General features: G+C 58.3%; 13 protein-coding genes and 1 pseudogene. 11 read left to right on the forward strand and 3 right to left on the reverse strand.

Annotated elements, in window-relative coordinates:
* The first annotated feature begins 289 nt into the window (after nt 1-289).
* The 8 genes and pseudogenes from xdhA to ACR3ES_RS21120 all read left to right on the forward strand — a co-directional run bounded on the left by xdhA (nt 290) and on the right by ACR3ES_RS21120 (nt 11170).
* Nucleotides 290-1651, forward strand: coding sequence for a xanthine dehydrogenase small subunit (gene xdhA, locus ACR3ES_RS21085; RefSeq protein ID WP_170436097.1), 1362 nt, complete (start codon nt 290-292; stop codon nt 1649-1651).
* Nucleotides 1648-4050 carry a xanthine dehydrogenase molybdopterin binding subunit gene (gene xdhB, locus ACR3ES_RS21090; RefSeq protein WP_170436016.1) on the forward strand — a complete coding sequence of 801 codons (2403 nt, stop codon included), beginning with the start codon at nt 1648-1650 and terminating at the stop codon, nt 4048-4050. The genes xdhA and xdhB overlap by 4 nt, the downstream gene beginning before the upstream one ends.
* Nucleotides 4050-4983, forward strand: a pseudogene (gene xdhC / locus ACR3ES_RS21095) (xanthine dehydrogenase accessory protein XdhC). Before xdhB ends, xdhC begins: the two are co-directional and overlap by 1 nt.
* Entirely contained in the window at nt 4980-6497 is a 1518-nt protein-coding gene (locus ACR3ES_RS21100) for an ABC transporter ATP-binding protein (RefSeq protein ID WP_170436012.1), read from the forward strand. Before xdhC ends, ACR3ES_RS21100 begins: the two are co-directional and overlap by 4 nt.
* Nucleotides 6498-6545: 48 nt before the next feature.
* On the forward strand, nt 6546-7628 hold the full coding sequence (locus ACR3ES_RS21105) for an ABC transporter permease (RefSeq protein ID WP_170436010.1): 1083 nt from the start codon (nt 6546-6548) through the stop codon (nt 7626-7628).
* A 3-nt stretch (nt 7629-7631) separates the two neighbouring features.
* On the forward strand, nt 7632-8552 hold the full coding sequence (locus ACR3ES_RS21110; protein ID WP_170436007.1) for an ABC transporter permease: 921 nt from the start codon (nt 7632-7634) through the stop codon (nt 8550-8552).
* Between the two features lie 34 nt (nt 8553-8586).
* Nucleotides 8587-9660: a BMP family ABC transporter substrate-binding protein gene (locus ACR3ES_RS21115; RefSeq protein ID WP_170436005.1), complete on the forward strand. Its 1074-nt coding sequence runs from the start codon at nt 8587-8589 to the stop codon at nt 9658-9660.
* Nucleotides 9661-9796: 136 nt separating this feature from the next.
* A complete protein-coding gene (locus ACR3ES_RS21120) occupies nt 9797-11170 on the forward strand; it encodes an MFS transporter (protein WP_480424444.1) in 1374 nt (457 codons plus the stop codon).
* 144 nt (nt 11171-11314) lie between these two features.
* Here the strand turns inward: ACR3ES_RS21120 and ACR3ES_RS21125 are convergent, their stop codons facing one another.
* A complete protein-coding gene (locus ACR3ES_RS21125; protein ID WP_170436001.1) occupies nt 11315-12547 on the reverse strand; it encodes an HlyD family secretion protein in 1233 nt (410 codons plus the stop codon).
* 3 nt (nt 12548-12550) lie between these two features.
* Nucleotides 12551-12967: a hypothetical protein gene (locus ACR3ES_RS21130; protein ID WP_480424446.1), complete on the reverse strand. Its 417-nt coding sequence runs from the start codon at nt 12965-12967 to the stop codon at nt 12551-12553.
* A gap of 176 nt (nt 12968-13143) precedes the next feature.
* On the opposite strand from ACR3ES_RS21130, the gene ACR3ES_RS21135 reads away from it, so the two are divergent.
* From ACR3ES_RS21135 to ACR3ES_RS21145, 3 genes are all read left to right on the forward strand, one after another.
* Nucleotides 13144-14211, forward strand: a complete 1068-nt coding sequence (locus tag ACR3ES_RS21135) for an FAD-dependent oxidoreductase (protein ID WP_170435999.1) — start codon at nt 13144-13146, stop codon at nt 14209-14211.
* Nucleotides 14208-14861 carry a DUF938 domain-containing protein gene (locus ACR3ES_RS21140; protein WP_170435997.1) on the forward strand — a complete coding sequence of 218 codons (654 nt, stop codon included), beginning with the start codon at nt 14208-14210 and terminating at the stop codon, nt 14859-14861. The genes ACR3ES_RS21135 and ACR3ES_RS21140 overlap by 4 nt, the downstream gene beginning before the upstream one ends.
* 72 nt (nt 14862-14933) lie before the next feature.
* Nucleotides 14934-15269 (forward strand): carboxymuconolactone decarboxylase family protein, encoded by a 336-nt coding sequence (locus tag ACR3ES_RS21145; protein ID WP_170435995.1) that lies wholly within the window; start codon nt 14934-14936, stop codon nt 15267-15269.
* A 63-nt stretch (nt 15270-15332) separates the two neighbouring features.
* On the opposite strand, the gene ACR3ES_RS21150 is transcribed toward ACR3ES_RS21145, so the two are convergent.
* On the reverse strand, nt 15333-17840 hold the full coding sequence (locus tag ACR3ES_RS21150) for a GcvT family protein (RefSeq protein ID WP_170435993.1): 2508 nt from the start codon (nt 17838-17840) through the stop codon (nt 15333-15335).
* Between the last annotated feature and the right edge of the window lie 93 nt (nt 17841-17933).

The raw sequence follows: 17933 nt of genomic DNA on the forward strand, positions 1-17933 counted from the left end.
ATTGCCTGAAAAATCACCTTTGATTATTCAGTCTTTTTTGAAGGTGCTTCGGTGTTCCGCATGAGCTAGATGTAAAAAATGCTTAAGTTTCAGGCGCCTGAACACCAGCCAGCCGCACCTTTCTAAGGCTTTTTCAGCGTAATGATACATCATATAGGCAGTTTTTCTTGCCAGATAAGCCATGCTGTTTCTAACATCTGACGGCAAGCTATCCGCCCGCCGCTCTTTCTACGTCGCATCGAAGGAGGGCACCCAAGGGCGCAACCGGGTAACGCGACGGGTTTCACGAATGAACATCACGTTTCTTCTGAACGGAGAGACAGTGGAGCTGGCGGATATCAATCCGACGGCGACTTTGTTGGACTGGTTGCGCGAGGACCGAGGACTGACTGGCACCAAAGAGGGTTGCAACGAAGGCGATTGCGGTGCCTGCACTGTCATGGTGACAGATGAAGCAGGTCACAAAGCGTTGAATTCCTGCATCCTGTTTCTGCCTCAGCTTCACGGCAAGGCCGTGCGCACGGTGGAAGGTGTCAGTGGCCCGAATGGCGAAACACATCCGGTGCAGCAAGCCATGGTTGATTTACATGGATCGCAGTGCGGATTTTGCACGCCGGGTTTTGTTATGTCGATGGTGGCGGGGCACACAAACGGCGCAACGGACCATGATGTCCAGCTTGCTGGAAACCTGTGCCGCTGTACGGGGTATGCACCGATTATCCGCGCTGCAAAAGCGGCCGAAAAACACCCCGTTCCCGTATGGGTTCAAGATAAACCCATGGCCGCGCAGCCATCCCCCGCCATGCTGCCTTCATCCTCCGACGAACTGGCATCACTCTACGCCGAACATCCGGACGCCACGCTCATTGCCGGCGCAACCGATGTGGGGCTTTGGGTAACCAAACAATTGCGGGATCTGGACCCGGTGATTTTCCTGAACGGGTGCGATGATCTCAAGAAAATCGAGATCGGCGATACCGAAATCCGCTTTGGCGCAATGGTGGATATGAACCGCATGGGCGATGCGCTGGACGACCTGCACCCGTCATACGCGAAAATGATCCGTCGCTATGCCAGCGTGCAGGTACGCCATGCTGCTACAGTTGGCGGAAACATCGCCAATGGCTCGCCGATCGGCGACAACCCTCCGGCGCTTATTGCTTTGGATGCGACGCTCTGCCTGCGCAAAGGGGATAAACGCCGACAAATACCGTTGGAAGACTTTTTCCTCGATTATGGCAAACAGGATCGCGCGGCCGGCGAATTCGTCGAAGCTGTTGGCTTTCCGCGTCAAAAGGATCGGCTAAAAGTCTACAAGCTGAGCAAACGCTTCGATCAGGATATCTCGACCGTGTGTGGGTGTTTCAACATCACAGTTCAGGACGGATTGGTATCGATGGCCCGCATCGCATTTGGCGGACTGGCCGGCATTCCGAAACGCGCCAAGACCGTTGAGTCAGCACTGATGGGCGCACCTTGGACGCATGAAACGATCAATGCAGCCCTTTCATCCTTTCCCTCGGACTTTGAACCTCTTACAGACATGCGGGCCTCGGCAACCTATCGACTGGAAACGGCCAAGGCGATGCTTGAGCGGTATTTCCTGGAAGATCAGGGTGCGGTGACAGACGTACTGGAAGTGTCGGCATGAGCGTGACCAAACCCCTCCCACACGACGCGGCGCCGCTGCATGTTGCCGGTACGGCCCGCTATGTGGATGACATTCCAACACCCAAAGGAACGCTGCATCTCGCTTTTGGGTTTAGTCCGATAGCCAAGGGCAAGATCACAGCGATGGATTTGTCGACTGTAAGGGCGGCGAACGGGGTCGTATCGGTCATGACCGCGGACGATCTGCCATTCGCAAATGACGTCTCGCCATCGATCCATGACGAACCGCTATTATCTGATGGGTCGGTTCATTACATCGGCCAGCCCGTGTTCCTTGTGGTCGCCACCAGCCATCTGGCTGCCAGAAAGGCTGCACGGCTGGGTGAAATCGAGTATTCTGAAGAGCCTCCTATCCTGACTGTTGAAGAGGCCTTGGCCGCCGACAGCAGGTTCGAGGATGGTCCGCGCATTTACGCCAAAGGTGACGCAGTCGCAGCCATTGCCAATTCTCGTCATGTGATCGACGGCAGTTTCGAGATCGGTGGTCAGGAGCATTTTTATCTGGAAGGTCAGGCCGCATTGGCGATGCCGAATGAAGGCGGCGATATGCTGGTGCATTCATCCACACAGCACCCGACAGAGATTCAGCACAAAGTAGCAGACGCTTTGGGCGTTCCGATGCACGCAGTGCGGGTCGAAACCCGGCGGATGGGCGGCGGTTTCGGGGGCAAGGAAAGTCAGGGCAATGCACTGGCTGTAGCATGCGCTGTCGCGGCACAGGCAACCGGAAAAGCCTGCAAGATGCGCTATGACCGGGATGACGATATGATCATCACCGGAAAACGACATGCGTTCCGCATCACGTATGAGGCCGGGTTCGACGAATATGGCCATATCCAGGGTGTCTCCTTTCAGCACTATGCAATCTGCGGCTGGGCGCAGGACCTGTCCTTGCCGGTCGCGGACCGGGCCATGCTGCATTCCGACAATGCCTATCTTTTGCCCAATGCACGGATCGAGAGCCATCGGTTGAAAACCAATACCCAATCCGCGACAGCCTTTCGCGGGTTCGGCGGACCGCAGGGCATGGTCGGGATCGAGCGGGTCATGGATCATGCCGCGCATGAACTGAAGATGGATCCGGTCGAATTACGGCGCCGGAACTATTACGCACCCCCGCACGCCGCCAAAGAAAGCCCTTCGATCGAAAAGCCTCTTGGGCATCCCGATCCGCATGAAGACCTCACAAGCCGCGGCGCGGTGGAGATGGGAAGCGCTCCGGTTCGACCTGTACCTGCGGGCGGCAACACGACGCCCTACGGAATGGACGTCAGCGACTTTGAATTGCACGGTCTGACCGAAGCCTTGCTTAAGTCCAGCGATTATCACGCGCGAAAGGCTGCTATTGAAAAATGGAATGCTGATAACAGCGTCATCAAGAAAGGAATCGCCTTTTCTCCGGTCAAGTTCGGCATCTCATTCACATTGACCCACCTTAACCAGGCCGGCGCATTGGTGCATGTCTACCAGGACGGCTCGGTTCACTTGAATCATGGCGGAACCGAGATGGGCCAGGGCCTGTTTCAAAAGGTGGCGCAGGTTGCTGCGTCGCGCTTTGGTATTCCGCTGGAGATGGTGAAAATCACCGCGACCGATACGGCCAAGGTGCCGAATACGTCGGCCACTGCGGCGTCTTCGGGTAGCGACTTGAACGGTATGGCGGTGAAGGCGGCATGTGACACAATTCGCGACCGCATGGCCGACTATCTTGCCGAGCGACATCAGGCCGAACCTGCGTCGGTCATTTTTGCCGATGGACACGTGTCCGTTGGCCAGGAACGCTATACGTTCGCCGAGGCGGCTGCAATAGCTTATCAGGGGCGCATCAGCCTGTCGGCAACAGGCTTTTACAAAACGCCCAAGATTGAGTGGGACCGAATAAAAGGGCGCGGGCGGCCGTTTTTTTACTTTGCCTACGGCGCATCCGTTACCGAAGTCGCCATAGATACACTGACCGGAGAGAACCGCATCCTGCGCACAGATATTCTGCACGACGCCGGGGCATCGCTGAACCCGGCCCTCGACATTGGGCAGGTCGAAGGTGGGTATGTGCAGGGCGCGGGCTGGCTTACGACCGAAGAATTGGTCTGGGACGGTCAGGGCAATCTCAGGACCCACGCGCCGTCAACATATAAGATTCCGGCCTGTTCCGACCGACCGGATGTTTTTAACGTCGCGCTTTGGGATGGCGAAAATCGGGAAGACACGATCTACCGGTCCAAAGCAGTGGGGGAACCGCCACTTATGCTGGGCATTTCAGCCTGGCTTGCCCTATCCAATGCGGTGGCGGCGTGCGGTGATGTCTATCCGGCACTCAATGCTCCAGGAACGGCCGAAGAGGTGTGGCGCGGGGTTCGAAGGGTAAAAGGAGGCGCGTAATGGGATTTGATCGGGAAGCTTTGAGTGAGGCCGTCAAAATCCACGGGACAGTTGTCCGGGTGGTCATCGCCGCCATCAAGGGGTCATCCCCGCGCGAAGTAGGTGCCGCGATGCTGGTTTGGAAGGATGGGCAGTCCGGCACCATTGGGGGGCCAGCTGGAGTATCAAGCGGCCGAGGCCGCGCGCGCTCAAAAGATGGCTTCTCGCCTGACTCACCACGCACTCGGCCCGGGTCTGGGACAATGCTGTGGTGGGGCAGTGACTCTGCTCAGCGAGGTCTATAACTCGGACCGCCTTAAGCTGTTGGACGATACCGTCATTGCCCGTGCGATTGCAGGCTCTGACATGCCGTTGACCGTGAAGCGCATGTTGATGCAGGCGCGAAATCAGGGCGTGCGACCCGAGGCGCAGCTGATCGACGGCTGGATGGTGGAGCCTGTTCACAAACCGGCGCGCAGCCTGTGGATTTGGGGGGCGGGTCACGTGGGCCGGGCTTTGGTCGAGGTTCTGTCGCCCTTGCCCGATGTGGCGATTACGTGGGTGGATACCGGACCCAAGCGTTTTCCTGACAAGATTCCAAGCGGGGTCACCGTCATACCGGTTGCAAAGCCATCGGAGCTGGTAAACCACGCACCGCATCATGCAGAGCATCTGGTGCTGACATATTCGCACAATCTGGATTTGGAACTGTGCAACAGGCTGCTTTTGCACGATTTCCGCTTTGCGGGGCTGATTGGCTCGGCTACGAAATGGGCGCGATTCCGGTCGCGGCTGGCGGCTCATGGGCATTCGCCCGAGCGGATCGGGCGGATCACCTGCCCAATTGGCGACCCGTCACTTGGTAAGCACCCGCAGATGATCGCCGTTGGCGTTGCCGCACAAATCCTGCGTCCGGCCCAATCGAACGACTTGAAGAAGGACCTGAGCGCGTGACCACTCCACTGTTAAGCTTGCAAGGGCTGACCAAAGCCTATCCCGGTGTCGTGGCCAACGATCAGGTGTCTTTTGACATCGGAGAAGGCGAAGTGCATGCGCTGCTTGGTGAAAATGGTGCTGGCAAATCAACGCTGGTCAAAATGATCTATGGCTTGGTAAAGCCGGACAGCGGATCAATGCTGCTGCGGGGGCAGCCCTATGCACCTCCCGAACCGCGAGCCGCGCGCGCCGATGGGATCGCGATGGTATTCCAGCATTTCTCATTGTTTGACGCTTTGAACGTGGCCGAGAACATCGCCTTGGGGATGGAGAACCCACCCGCGATGGGGGATCTGGCCTCGCGTATCCGCGAAGTGTCCGAAACCTATGGCCTGCCGCTGGACCCTTACCGCACCGTTGGAGATCTGTCCGCCGGTGAACGACAGAGGGTTGAGATCATTCGATGCCTGTTGCAGGACCCAAAGCTGTTGATCATGGACGAACCGACCTCGGTGCTGACCCCTCAAGAGGTCGAGATCTTGTTCGAAACCCTTAACAAATTGCGGTCAGAGGGAACTTCGATCCTTTATATCTCGCACAAACTGGAAGAGATCCGCACACTCTGTGATCACGCCACGATCCTGCGATTGGGCAAGAATGTGGGAGAATGCGTGCCTTCCGAGACCTCGGCGCGGGATATGGCCGAGATGATGGTGGGCTCGACTCTGCAGACGCCTGAGCGTGGGGCGCGCGCGTTCGGCGATGTCGCACTGGATGTCAGCGGCTTGTCCGTGCCGTCCCCGTCCGAGTTCGGGACCGACCTGCGCAATGTTCATATGACAGTCCGCAAGGGCGAAGTTCTGGGCATCGGCGGCGTGGCCGGCAATGGGCAGGACGAATTGCTGGGCGCGCTGTCCGGAGAAATCCTGACCGCAGCCGATGCCATCAAGTTCGTAGGTCAGCCGATCGGAAAACTGGGACCAACCGCGCGGCGGAAGCTGGGTGTTCTGACCGCGCCCGAAGAACGGCTGGGGCACGCTGCTGCACCTGACATGAGCCTGACCGAAAACGCGCTACTGACCGGATCGGTCCGCGAAGGATTGGAACGCAGTGGATTTCTGAAATGGGCCGAAACCCAAAGCTTTGCCGAGAAGATCATCTCTGCCTTCGACGTCCGCACACCCGGCGCTGAGAACGCCGCGCGATCCTTGTCCGGAGGAAACCTGCAGAAATTCGTGATCGGACGAGAGGTTTTGCAAGATCCCGACGTTCTGGTGGTCAATCAGCCAACATGGGGCGTAGATGCGGCGGCGGCAGCGGCGATCCGGCAGGCCATTCTGGATTTGGCGGCCAAGGGCACGGCGGTTGTCTGCATCAGTCAAGACCTCGACGAGCTTATGGAAATCTCGGACAGCTTTGCCGCCCTGAACGAAGGCCGACTGAGCGCGCCGCGCCCGACGACCGGTCTGACCGTAGACGAGATTGGCCTCATGATGGGCGGCGCACATGGCATGGAGGTGGCCCATGTGTGAGCGCAAGGCAGAACCAGAAAAGTATAAGAAATACAGGGGGATGGGTCTGTGATTGTGTTGGAGAAACGGCCTCAGCCGTCCAAGGCTTGGTCCTACGCGACCCCTTTGGTGGCTGTTCTGGCAACGATGGTGTTCGGGGGCGTGTTGTTTGCGCTTCTGGGCAAGAACCCGGTTGAGGCCATCGGCACCATCTTCTGGGAGCCTCTGTTCGGTGAATTTGCATTTTACTACCGCCCGCAACTGCTGGTGAAGGGCGCGCCTTTGGTGTTGATTGCCATCGGCCTGTCGCTGGGCTTTCGCGCGGGCATCTGGAATATCGGTGCCGAAGGTCAATACATCATGGGGGCCATCTTTGGCGCCGGAGCGGGCCTCGCATTTTACCCGCTGGATGCGTTTTACATCTTCCCAATCATGGTTCTGGCCGGCGCTTTCGGCGGCTGGGTCTGGGCCATGATCCCGGCAATTCTAAAGGTTCGCTTTGGCACCAACGAAATCCTCGTCTCGCTGATGTTGGTCTACGTGGCCGAGCAGATGCTGGCTTCGGTCTCGCTGGGGTTGCTGAAGAACCCAGAAGGCTTTGGCTTTCCCGGCTCGCGCAATCTGCAATCTTACGAGAGCGCCCACAATGCCGAGCTGATCGCCGGTTCGGGGATGCATTGGGGCGTCGTAACGGCGCTGATTGCGGTGATCTTCGCCTATGTCCTGCTGAACAGGCATATGCTGGGGTTCCACATCCGTCTTACGGGTGAAGCCCCTCGCGCGGCGAAATTCGCAGGTGTGAACCCGGCGCGGTTGATCCTGTTCTGTCTTGGCCTGTCCGGTGCTCTGGCCGGGCTGGCAGGCATGTTCGAAGTTTCCGGCCCCTCCGGCGTTGTTAGCATCGACTTTAACGTCGGTTACGGATTTACCGCGATCATTGTCGCTTTTTTGGGGCGCCTGCATCCTGTTGGCATCCTGCTGGCCGGCTTCCTGATGGCGCTCACCTATATCGGCGGCGAAATTGCCCAGTCTCAGCTGGGTCTGCCCGCTGCGGCCATTCAGGTCTTTCAGGGGATGCTGTTGTTCTTCCTGCTGGCCTTCGATCTTTTGACCAACTACCGCATTCGTGCGGCCCGTAGCGAGGTAGCCTGAGCCATGGACCTAGGTGAAATCAATCCCGTCCTCCTGATCGCCTCGCTTATGGTGGCCGCAACCCCCCTGCTATTGGCAGCCATCGGAGAACTGGTCGTTGAAAAGGCAGGCGTCCTGAACCTCGGCGTCGAGGGCATGATGATTGTGGGTGCCATCAGCGGCTTTGCGATCTCGGTCGAAACAGGTTCACCCTGGCTGGGTTTCGTTGCTGCGGCAGTCGGGGGGGCGGCGTTGTCGCTGCTGTTCGTTTTATTGACGCAGGTGGCGTTGGCCAATCAGGTGGCCAGTGGCCTTGCGCTTACGTTGTTCGGTCTCGGGTTCAGTGCACTGATGGGCCAGGGTTACGTAGGTGTTAAGCCGCCGGATATGGCCGAGATCCATATCCCCGTGATCAGTGATATCCCGGTCATAGGGCCCATTCTGTTCCAGCACGACCCAATTCTCTACGTTGGCATCGCTTTGACCGCAGCGGTTTGGGCCGTTCTGAAATACACCCGCGTCGGTCTGATCCTGCGAGCGGTCGGCGAGAACCACGACGCAGCGCATGCGCTGGGCTACAAGGTTATCAAAATCCGTATCATGGCGATCCTGTTCGGCGGCGCCTGCGCGGGCCTCGGTGGAGCTTACATCAGCCTGATCCGCGTGCCGCAGTGGACCGAAGGTATGACCGCTGGCGTCGGCTGGATTGCCCTTGCGCTGGTGGTCTTTGCCAGTTGGAAGCCATGGCGCGCCTTGCTGGGTGCCTATTTGTTCGGCGGCATCACCGTGTTGCAGCTGAATTTGCAGGCAGCGGGCGTTGCCATTCCTGTCGAGTATCTGGCAATGTCGCCCTACATCATCACGATCCTTGTGCTTGTGATCCTTTCGGCCGACAAGAGCAGCGCACCTGCCGCATTAGGCCGGATTTTCCATGCCTCGCACTAGACGGGGCCAATTGAACCAACTTGGGGAGTAACACATGAAATTCACGACACTTCTGGCAAGCGCCGCCATAGCGCTGGGTCTGGCCTCGGGGGCAATGGCTGACGACAAAACCAAAGTCGGTTTCGTTTATGTCGGGCCTGTCGGTGACGGCGGCTGGACTTATGAGCACAACAAGGGTCGTCTGGCTGTAGAAGAGCACTTTGGCGACAAGGTCGAAACCGTGTTTGTCGAATCAGTTCCCGAGGGTCCGGACGCAGAGCGCGTCATGACCCAGATGGCGCTAGAGGGCGCGGATCTGATTTTCACCACCTCGTTCGGCTATATGGACCCCACCATCAACGTGGCCAAGAAATTCCCGGACGTGAAGTTCGAGCATGCGACCGGTTACAAAACGGCTGACAATGTCTCGGTCTACTCCGCTCGTTTTTACGAGGGTCGTGCCGTTCAGGGTCACATCGCGGGTAACATGACGGAGTCGAACATCATCGGCTACATCGGATCCTATCCGATCCCCGAAGTCATCCGTGGCATCAACTCGGCTTACATCCATGCCCAAAAGGTTAACCCGGATGTCGAATTCAAGATCGTTTGGGCCTACACTTGGTTTGATCCCGCGAAAGAGGCTGACGCCGCCACCGTTCTGATCGAACAGGGCGCAGACGTAATCCTGCAGCACACCGACTCGACCGCGCCTCAGGCGGCTGCGCAAGAGGCTGGCAACGTTGTGACCTTCGGTCAGGCCTCGGACATGAGCGAATACGCTCCGTTCCCGCGCGTGTCATCGATCATTGATGATTGGGCGCCCTACTACATCGCACGGACTCAGGCCGTTATGGATGGCACATGGGAAAGCGCCAATACATGGGATGGCATCCGCGAAGGCATGGTTGCAATCGGCGAGATCACGGACGCGGTTCCCGCCGATGTCAAAGAAGAGGCACTGGCACTGAAGGCCGCAATGGCCGCAGGCGAATACCACCCTTTCACCGGTCCAATCAAAAAACAGGATGGCAGCGATTGGCTTGCTGAAGGGGAGGTCGCGGATGATGGCACCCTGGCAGGCATGAACTTCTATGTCGAAGGTCTGGAAGGCGAAATTCCGCAATAAACAGCGATGGACGAATACATGGGCCGGTCAAATGACCGGCCCTTTATTGTTTTGGATTAGGTCGAACGAAATTCTTGACGGACAATTAATGTTGCCGGACTGATAGATCAGTCGCAGAAAGGAACTCACAACCCCGATGGCAACCCAGACACAAGGCGCCACCCGTTGGTGGATATTGGCGGCCATGGGGGCCATTCTGGGCGTGATCCTGTTGGATGAAACGGTGGTCAGCGTCGCCCTGTCCACGATCAAGCAGGACCTTGGCCTGACGCGGCTGCAATCCCATTGGGTCGTCAACATTTACCTTCTTGTTCTGGCCTGTTTTGCAGGCGCAGCCGGACGTTTGGGCGACATTCTTGGGGCCCGCTGGCTGCTGAGTGCTGGATTGCTGATCTTTGGTCTGGCTTCTGCCTTAGGCGGCTTCGCAGAAAGCGCGTTGGACCTTCTTTTGGCCCGCGCGGTGCAAGGCCTAGGCGCGGCGCTCATATTCCCCCTGTCTCTGTTGATCTTGATCCGATCCTTTGAAACCGACGAACAAGGATTGGCACTGGGTCTGTATGGCGCAATCGGAACGGTGTTCCTGTCGATGGGTCCACTGGTCGGAGGGCTGTTGACCGAACATCTGTCATGGCGCTGGATTTTCTGGGTGAACCCGCCAATCGTTCTGATCGTAGCGGCCATTGCCTGGACCTGTTGGCGTGATACGCCGCAAGAGCCAGAGCTAGGGTTCGACTGGAAAGGCGTCCTGTTACTGGTAACTGGCTTGGCTGCTATGGTTTTTGGCATCATGGAAGGACCGGATCGCGGGTGGCTGCAGCCTGAGGTTCTGGCGGCGCTGATTACCGGGATCCTGCTGCTTGCAGTTTTCATTCCGGTCGAACGCGCCGCGCCATCTCCGCTGATTGATGTGGCGCTTTTTGCAAATCCCAGTTTCGGCGCAGCCAACATGATTATCTTTACCGCGCAATTCGTGAAAATCGTGCTGTTCGTGTTCGGGGCGCTGTATTTCCAGTCCGAACTTGGATTTTCGCCCCTTGCGGCGGGTGCTGCGCTGCTGCCAGTTGCAATCCCGCAGGTCTTCATTGCGCCTTTGGCAGGGAAGGTCGCGGATCGTTTCGGCACCCGGGTGCCTTCGATTTTAGGCGTTGCGTTTGGCTTGATCGGAGTGGTTTTGGTTGCCGGTGGGATGCAAATCGGGCAGAGCCGGTTGATCGTCGCCGGTTTTCTGATCTGGGGGTGTTGTGCCCCATTCCTTTTTGTCCCGCCACGTCGGGCTGTTATGACCTCGGTGCCACAAAACCTGCATGGTCAGACAAGCGGAATATCCATGACGTTCCAATTGTTGGGTGGAACCATGGGTATGGCCTTGGCCAGTACCACTTTCGCAATTACGAGGTCGTACCCGGTGGTCTTTTGGGTGATCGCTACATTTGTTGCTTGCGTTTTTGCGTATGCGTTCTTGGCGCTCGACCGTCCGAATAACTCGGAAGAGCAGAACAAGGTCGCATGACGGCTAAGGCCCGCGCTTTAGCGGGCCTTCGAAACTTCTGTGGTCTTTTTCTTGTGTTGCCAAGCAATCGCCGGATTTATTCGTGCATTCGAATGACATCCTCGCCGTCTTGATCGGTGCAGAACCACAGCGCCGCTAACGGTTTTAGTGACCTGTCAGAACCAGCGTGTTGACCGGCATCAGGATCAGACGCAAACGCAGACCCGCCGCGTGCACAACACCAATGGTGTCGACGACGTGCAGAAAAGCCCTATCCCAGAACCCAAGGCTCTCATCCTCGAGCTTTTCATGATTGTCGGTATAGACATTTGCCAAACAGTTGCTGCCCGGTGGAATTGCGTCGGCCATGCCTTTGTACAGAGGCTCCAGATAGACCAGGATGGACCCCGGAACCCTGTTGCTCTGCACGTCGCGCAACTCGTCGGACGGCCTGATCTGGCCGGATGGGATCACATCCTGGACCTCGACCACAACAACCGGGATCACTGTGAACGGCTTGGTCATGCAGCCCAGTTCCCCGATCATGCCGGGTTTGATGACCTGCGCGGAAAGCTGGTTGAAGGCAGCCTGAAACCGGTCATGCCCGGACGCGGACGGCACAAGTATGCCGGCCGGGCGCAGCAGCGGGCTGACATAATCCCCAGCCTGCAATCCGAACTGTTCGATCCGGCCGGTCACCCCTGCGTTGATCACGGTTTTGTCCAGCTCGGTAAGAGCCGCATCCAACTGCGCATTGGCGCTGGCGAGTTGGGCGGGGATCAGTTCCTCGATCTGCTGAACGACGGCGGCGCGCTGCGACTCGGCCGCTGTGACCTGAGCTTCTCGTTCGGCAACCAGATTTTCCAGCCGTTCGATTTCAGCCAAGCGCACAGCGCTGGAGCCTTCGTCGCGCAAAGTGGTATTGCGTTCCAAATCCTCAATAGACTGCGCCAGCGCGGCGCGGGCACCGGCAATACCGGCCTCGGCCTCGGCCAGATCCGTTTCGGCCACTTTTAACGATGCCTGAACCTGAGCGATCTGCGCGTGTGCAGATTCCACCTGTGCCGTCTGCGTGAAATCCTCGATCCGGAATATCGGCTGACCTGCTGTCACCAATTCGTTGTTGCGAACATAGACTTCCGAGACGCGGCCGCCGAGTTGAGGCAGGATCGTTACCGTCCGGAAATACGAGGCCGCCGTTTTACTGGCCGGGTGAAAGTAGAACAACGTAGTGATCACCGTCAGCGCCAGAATTGCGCAGGTGGTCAAACCCCAGCGCAACTCATACCACATCGTGAACAAGGTGATCTCGCGCCCGATCCGCTTGCCCTGTACGAAGCGGCGGAACAGATAGTCGGGCAGCACGGTGACAAGCGCGCACATCATTGTCTCAAGCATGTCTTAATGCTCCTGCGGCGCTGTGGGTTCGGGGTGTTCGACCGGCATTTCCTCGATCACCGGTTCGGGCTCGCGTTGCGGCCCAAGGGACCGGATGGCGTCGGCGATTGAGCGCAGAGGGGCGGCAAAATCGGGGAACTGAAATCCGGCAACTAAAATGGCGGCCACCCAGAACAACCCGTTATGCGTGAACAAGGCCAGCAACGCCAGAATGCCCACCAATTGAAACTGGGGGTGATTTGATTCATGCGCGATCTTTTCTGGTATCGAGTGCAGGGTGAAGTACGCAACACCAATCAAGATGATCAATACAACTGTGAAAACGACCATGAACGTGAATAGGAAATCACTTCCGTCCGCCTGGGTCACGTAGGACGGAATATGTCCTGTGGCCATCGGGTGCAGTTCTGCGGTGTCCACCCTACCCTCCTGCTTATGCTTTTCCCTTGTTTGGATGGGTTGATGCGCAAATTCAAGCCTGCATATAGTGGCTGCGATGGATTGCAGACCCCTCCACTATCTCACAAGGCTCAGATGACCAACGAATTTATCCTTTTGCCAAACCGAGCCGGACCCGGTCGGTATTCAAGCGAGTTATGATTGATTTCCTCGTTATTGGCGGCGGCATCGCCGGGTTGAGCGTGGGTGCACGCCTATCCGGCAATAGCACCGTCACCGTGCTGGAGGCGGAAGATGCGCTTGGGTACCACAGCTCGGGCCGGTCGGCGGCCATGTTTGCACCCAATTATGGCCCGCCTTCGGTCCTTACCTTAAACCAGGCCAGTTCCGCGTTCTTCGAAACGCAGGGCTACCTGTCGCCGCGCGGTTGGGTGCTGGTGGGAGGAAAAGATCAACGCAATGTGTTTGAGCAAGACACCATGCACCTTGGCGGAGAGCAGATTTCGATCGATGAGGCGATCCGTCTTGTTCCGATCCTGAACCCAAAAACCGTTGGATATGCGGCCCACAGCATGGATGAGTCGGACATCGACACCGACCGTATGATGCAGGATTTTGCCCGAACCATTCGGCGCAATGGCGGTTCGGTTCTCACACAGCAAAGCGTAAAGGCGATGCGCAAATCCGGTCACTGGACCGTCGAAGCCGCCGAGGTGTTCGAGGCCCGCAACGTTGTGAACGCGGCGGGCGCATGGGTCGATGAAATCGCTCAGATGGCTGGTATTGCACCCATTGGAATCACGCCTCTGCGCCGGTCGATGGCGCGCATCTCCGCGCCGGGTGATCACGACCTGAGGAACTGGCCGATGATGCTGGGTGCGGGCGAAAGCTGGTACGCCAAACCTGATGCCGGCAAGCTGATCGTGTCCCCTGCAGAAGCGGACCCAACAACGCCGCATGATGCCTATGCCGACGATATGGTACTGGCCGAAGGGCTGGCACGGTATGAGGACATGGTGACCGAGCCGGTGACGCGGTTGGAATCCAACTGGGCCGGGTTGCGGAGCTTTGCTCCGGATGGAACCTTGGTTCTGGGTCCCGAGCCTTCTGACCCTTCGTTCATATGGTCTGCCGGTCAGGGTGGGTACGGGTTCCAGACCGCCCCCGCTGCCTCACAACTGGTGGCCGATCTTGCAACGGGCGTGCCACCACAGATTGATGCGGCCAGCGTCTCGGCCCTGAAACCGGAAAGACTGCGCCAATGACAAAGCGCACGCTGCCTCCAAACGCCAGCGTTGTCACCGAGGGTGCTGGCGCCAAACTGGTCGCTCCGGCAGCAACCAGAAATGCCGCGGCGTTGTGCGATCTGCTGGATCGCTTCGCGCCACGGTCTGGCCGTGCGCTGGAACTGGCCAGCGGGACCGGGCAGCATATCATGGCGTTTGCCCAGCGCTTGCCAGATTTGCAGTGGCTGCCCAGCGAAGTGACCGCTGAACGCCGGGCCAGCATTGGTGCCTATACCCACGGCATGCCGAATGTATCGGCGGCGGCGCATATCGATGCAGTTCAGGTCGGGTGGCATGAGGCATTCGGAAAACAGAACCTGATCGTTCTGATCAACCTCCTGCACCTGATAAGCTGGCCGGAGGTCGAAACCCTGATCACCGAAGCTGCGTTGGCCCTTGAGCACGGTGGGCGCTTGGTTCTGTACGGGCCTTTCAAGCGCGCAGGGCGGCTGACGAGTGACGGTGACCAGAGGTTTCACGATGCGCTAAAGCAGCAAGACCCCGACATTGGCTACAAGGATGATGGTCAGATGCGGGACCTGCTGCACGCCCGCGGTCTTCAACTGGAGGAGAGCGTAGAAATGCCCGCCAATAACCTGGCTTTTGTGGCAAAAAAGCCAATCACCTGATCAAGATCAAGGCTGGTCTCATCCTTCGCGCATCATATGCGGTTTATCATATGTTTAAAGAAGGATGCCACAATGACATGGCAGAACGCATTGTCGGGAACACGCGACGGATTGCGCAACCTACACGGAGCGATCCCCGATACCGCCCGCGCCTTTGGTGCGCTTGGGAAAGCGGTCAAGGAAGGCGGCGCACTGGATTACAAGACCAAAGAACTCATCGCCTTGGGCATGTCGATCGCCATCCGCTGCGAACCCTGCATCACATTGCATACCGAGGCCCTGATCAAGGCCAGAGCTACGCGCGCAGAATTCTCGGATGTGCTCGCCATGGCCGTGCAGATGGGCGGCGGTCCTTCTATGATGTACGCGGCCAAGGCTTTGGAGTGCTTTGACGAGCTAAGCGCATAGACAACCCACCAATGGTGGTCCGTTCACAGGCGGCACCTTGTGGTGCCGCCCGTTTTAATATGCTCAACCGTCTTTGCGGATGGTCTCGTTTTTCGGATCATAGGGGCTGTCGCAGGTGACGACCGCATCCCACAGCTTGTCTTGCATCTTGACCTGCAGCTTTGTGCCTTCGACCGCCAGTTCTGGGGTTACATAGCCCATACCAATGGATTTTTCGAACGCGACCGAGTACCCGCCCGAGGTCAGACGCCCCACGCGCGCGCCTTCCGGTGTATACAGCACCTCGCGGCCCCATGGGTCGGCGTCGTCCGGTCCGTCGATCAGTAGCGTGCAGCACTTCACGCGCACACCGGTCTCTTCCAGCTTGGCCTTGCCGTAAAAGTCTTTCGACAGGTCGACAAAGCGCGGCAGGTCGGCTTCCAGCGGGGTCGCGTCGCGGCCCAGTTCAGTACCGAAGGCGCGATAGGATTTTTCCTGACGCAGCCAGTTCTGGGCGCGGGCGCCGACCAGTTTCATACCATGCTTCTCACCGGCTTTTTCAAGCAGGTCGAACAGGTAGTTCTGCATTTCGATCGGGTGGTGCAGTTCCCAACCCAACTCACCAGTATAGGCCACGCGGATCGCGTTGACCGGGCACATGCCCAGTTCGATCTGACGGGTCGACAGCCACGGGAAGCGCTTGTTGGACAGTGCGGTTTCCGGATCGGCGTCTTTGATGACCTCTTTCAGAACATCACGCGATTTGGGGCCGGCGATGGCGAAGACGCCCCACTGAGTGGTCACGTCCTGGATCTCGATGTAACCGAACTCCTTTATCTTGTCGTCAGCCGCCTTGCGCAGGTAGTCGGCGTCGTACTCGGTCCAGGCACCGGCAGAGACGATGTAGTAGGTGTTGTCACCATTGCGGACGATGGTGTATTCGGTACGGGTGGTGCCGTGCGCGGTCAGTGCGTAGGTCAGGTTGATGCGTCCGACCTTGGGCAGCTTGTTGCAGGTGAACCAATCCAGGAACTGGGTCGCACCGGGGCCTTTGACGACATGCTTGGTGAAGGCCGACGCGTCGATCAGGCCAACGCCCTCGCGGATCGCTTTGGCTTCTTCGACAGCATGTTGCCACCAGCCACCACGGCGGAACGAACGGCTTTCTTTGTCGAAACTGTCAGGTGCATCGACCGGACCGAAGTAGTTCGGGCGTTCCCAGCCATTAACCCAGCCGAATTGAGCGCCGCGCGCTTTCTGGCGCTCATAGGCCGGAACAGTCCGCAGCGGACGGCAGGCTTCACGCTCTTCATCTGGGTGGTGCAGGATGTAGACGTGCTCATAGCACTCTTCGTTCTTGCGCGCCGCGAATTCGGTGGTCATCCAGTTGCTGCTGTAGCGTTTGGGGTCTAGCGAGGCCATGTCGATCTCGGCTTCGCCATCGACCATCATCTGTGCCAGATAATAGCCAGTGCCGCCTGCAGCGGTGATACCGAACGAGAAGCCCTCGGCCAGCCACATATTGCGCAGGCCCGGAGCGGGGCCAACCAGAGGGTTGCCGTCGGGGGTGTAGCAGATCGGGCCGTTGAAGTCGTCTTTCAAACCAGACTCGGCGCAAGACGGCACACGCTCAGCCATTGCCATGTACTGATCTGCGATGCGGTCCAGATCCAATGGGAACAGGTCTGCACGGAAGCTGTCCGGCACACCGTGTTCGAATTGCGCGGGTGCGCCATGTTCGTAGATACCCAGAATCCAGCCGCCGCGTTCTTCGCGCGCGTAGGATTCATTGTCGGCGTCACGGACAACGGGGTGCTCCGGGTTGCCCGCTTCGCGCCATTTGACCAACTCGGGGTCTTTGTCCATGACGATGAAAGTGTGTTCGACCGGGATCGCAGGCATCTTGATGCCCAGCATCTTGGCGGTGCGCTGTGCGTGGTTGCCCGATGCGGTCACGACGTGTTCGGCGGTGATCACCACCTGCTCGTCTGACGGGATGAGGTTAGCGCCTTTTTCCACCATCTTGGTGCAGGTGACTTCCCAATGGGTGCCGGTCCAGTAGAAGGCATCGGCCTGCATCTTGCGCACAATGTCGACACCGCGCTGACGGGCACCCTTGGCCATCGCCTGTGTCACGTCGGCAGGGTTAATATAACCGTCCTCGGTGTGATAGATCGCGCCTTTCAGGTCCGAGGTTTCGATCAGCGGCCAGCGTTCCTTGATCTGTTCGGGCGTCAGCCATTCATAGGCGACATCGCAGGTCTCGGCGGTCGAGGCATAGAGCATGTACTCATCCATACGCTCCTGTGTTTGCGCCATGCGCAGGTTACCGACTACCGCGAAGCCGGCGTTCAGGCCGGTCTCTTCCTCAAGCGTCTTGTAGAAATCGACCGAGTATTTGTGGATGTGGGTCGTCGCATAAGACATGTTGAACAGCGGCAGCAGGCCAGCCGCATGCCAAGTCGAGCCCGAGGTCAGCTCATCCCGCTCGATCAGCATCACATCATCCCAGCCCGCCTTGGCCAGATGATAGGCAATCGAGGTTCCGACGGCGCCGCCGCCAACGACCAGTGCTTTGACTTGGGTTTTCATTCGCCCGCTCTCCGGATTGAGTCTGTTTGGCATGGTTTATGCCCAACGCGGGACCAAATCGCCAAGTCCATCCGACGCAATTGCGCGCAAAAC

It is taken from the genome of Ruegeria sp. B1 (assembly GCF_056535885.1).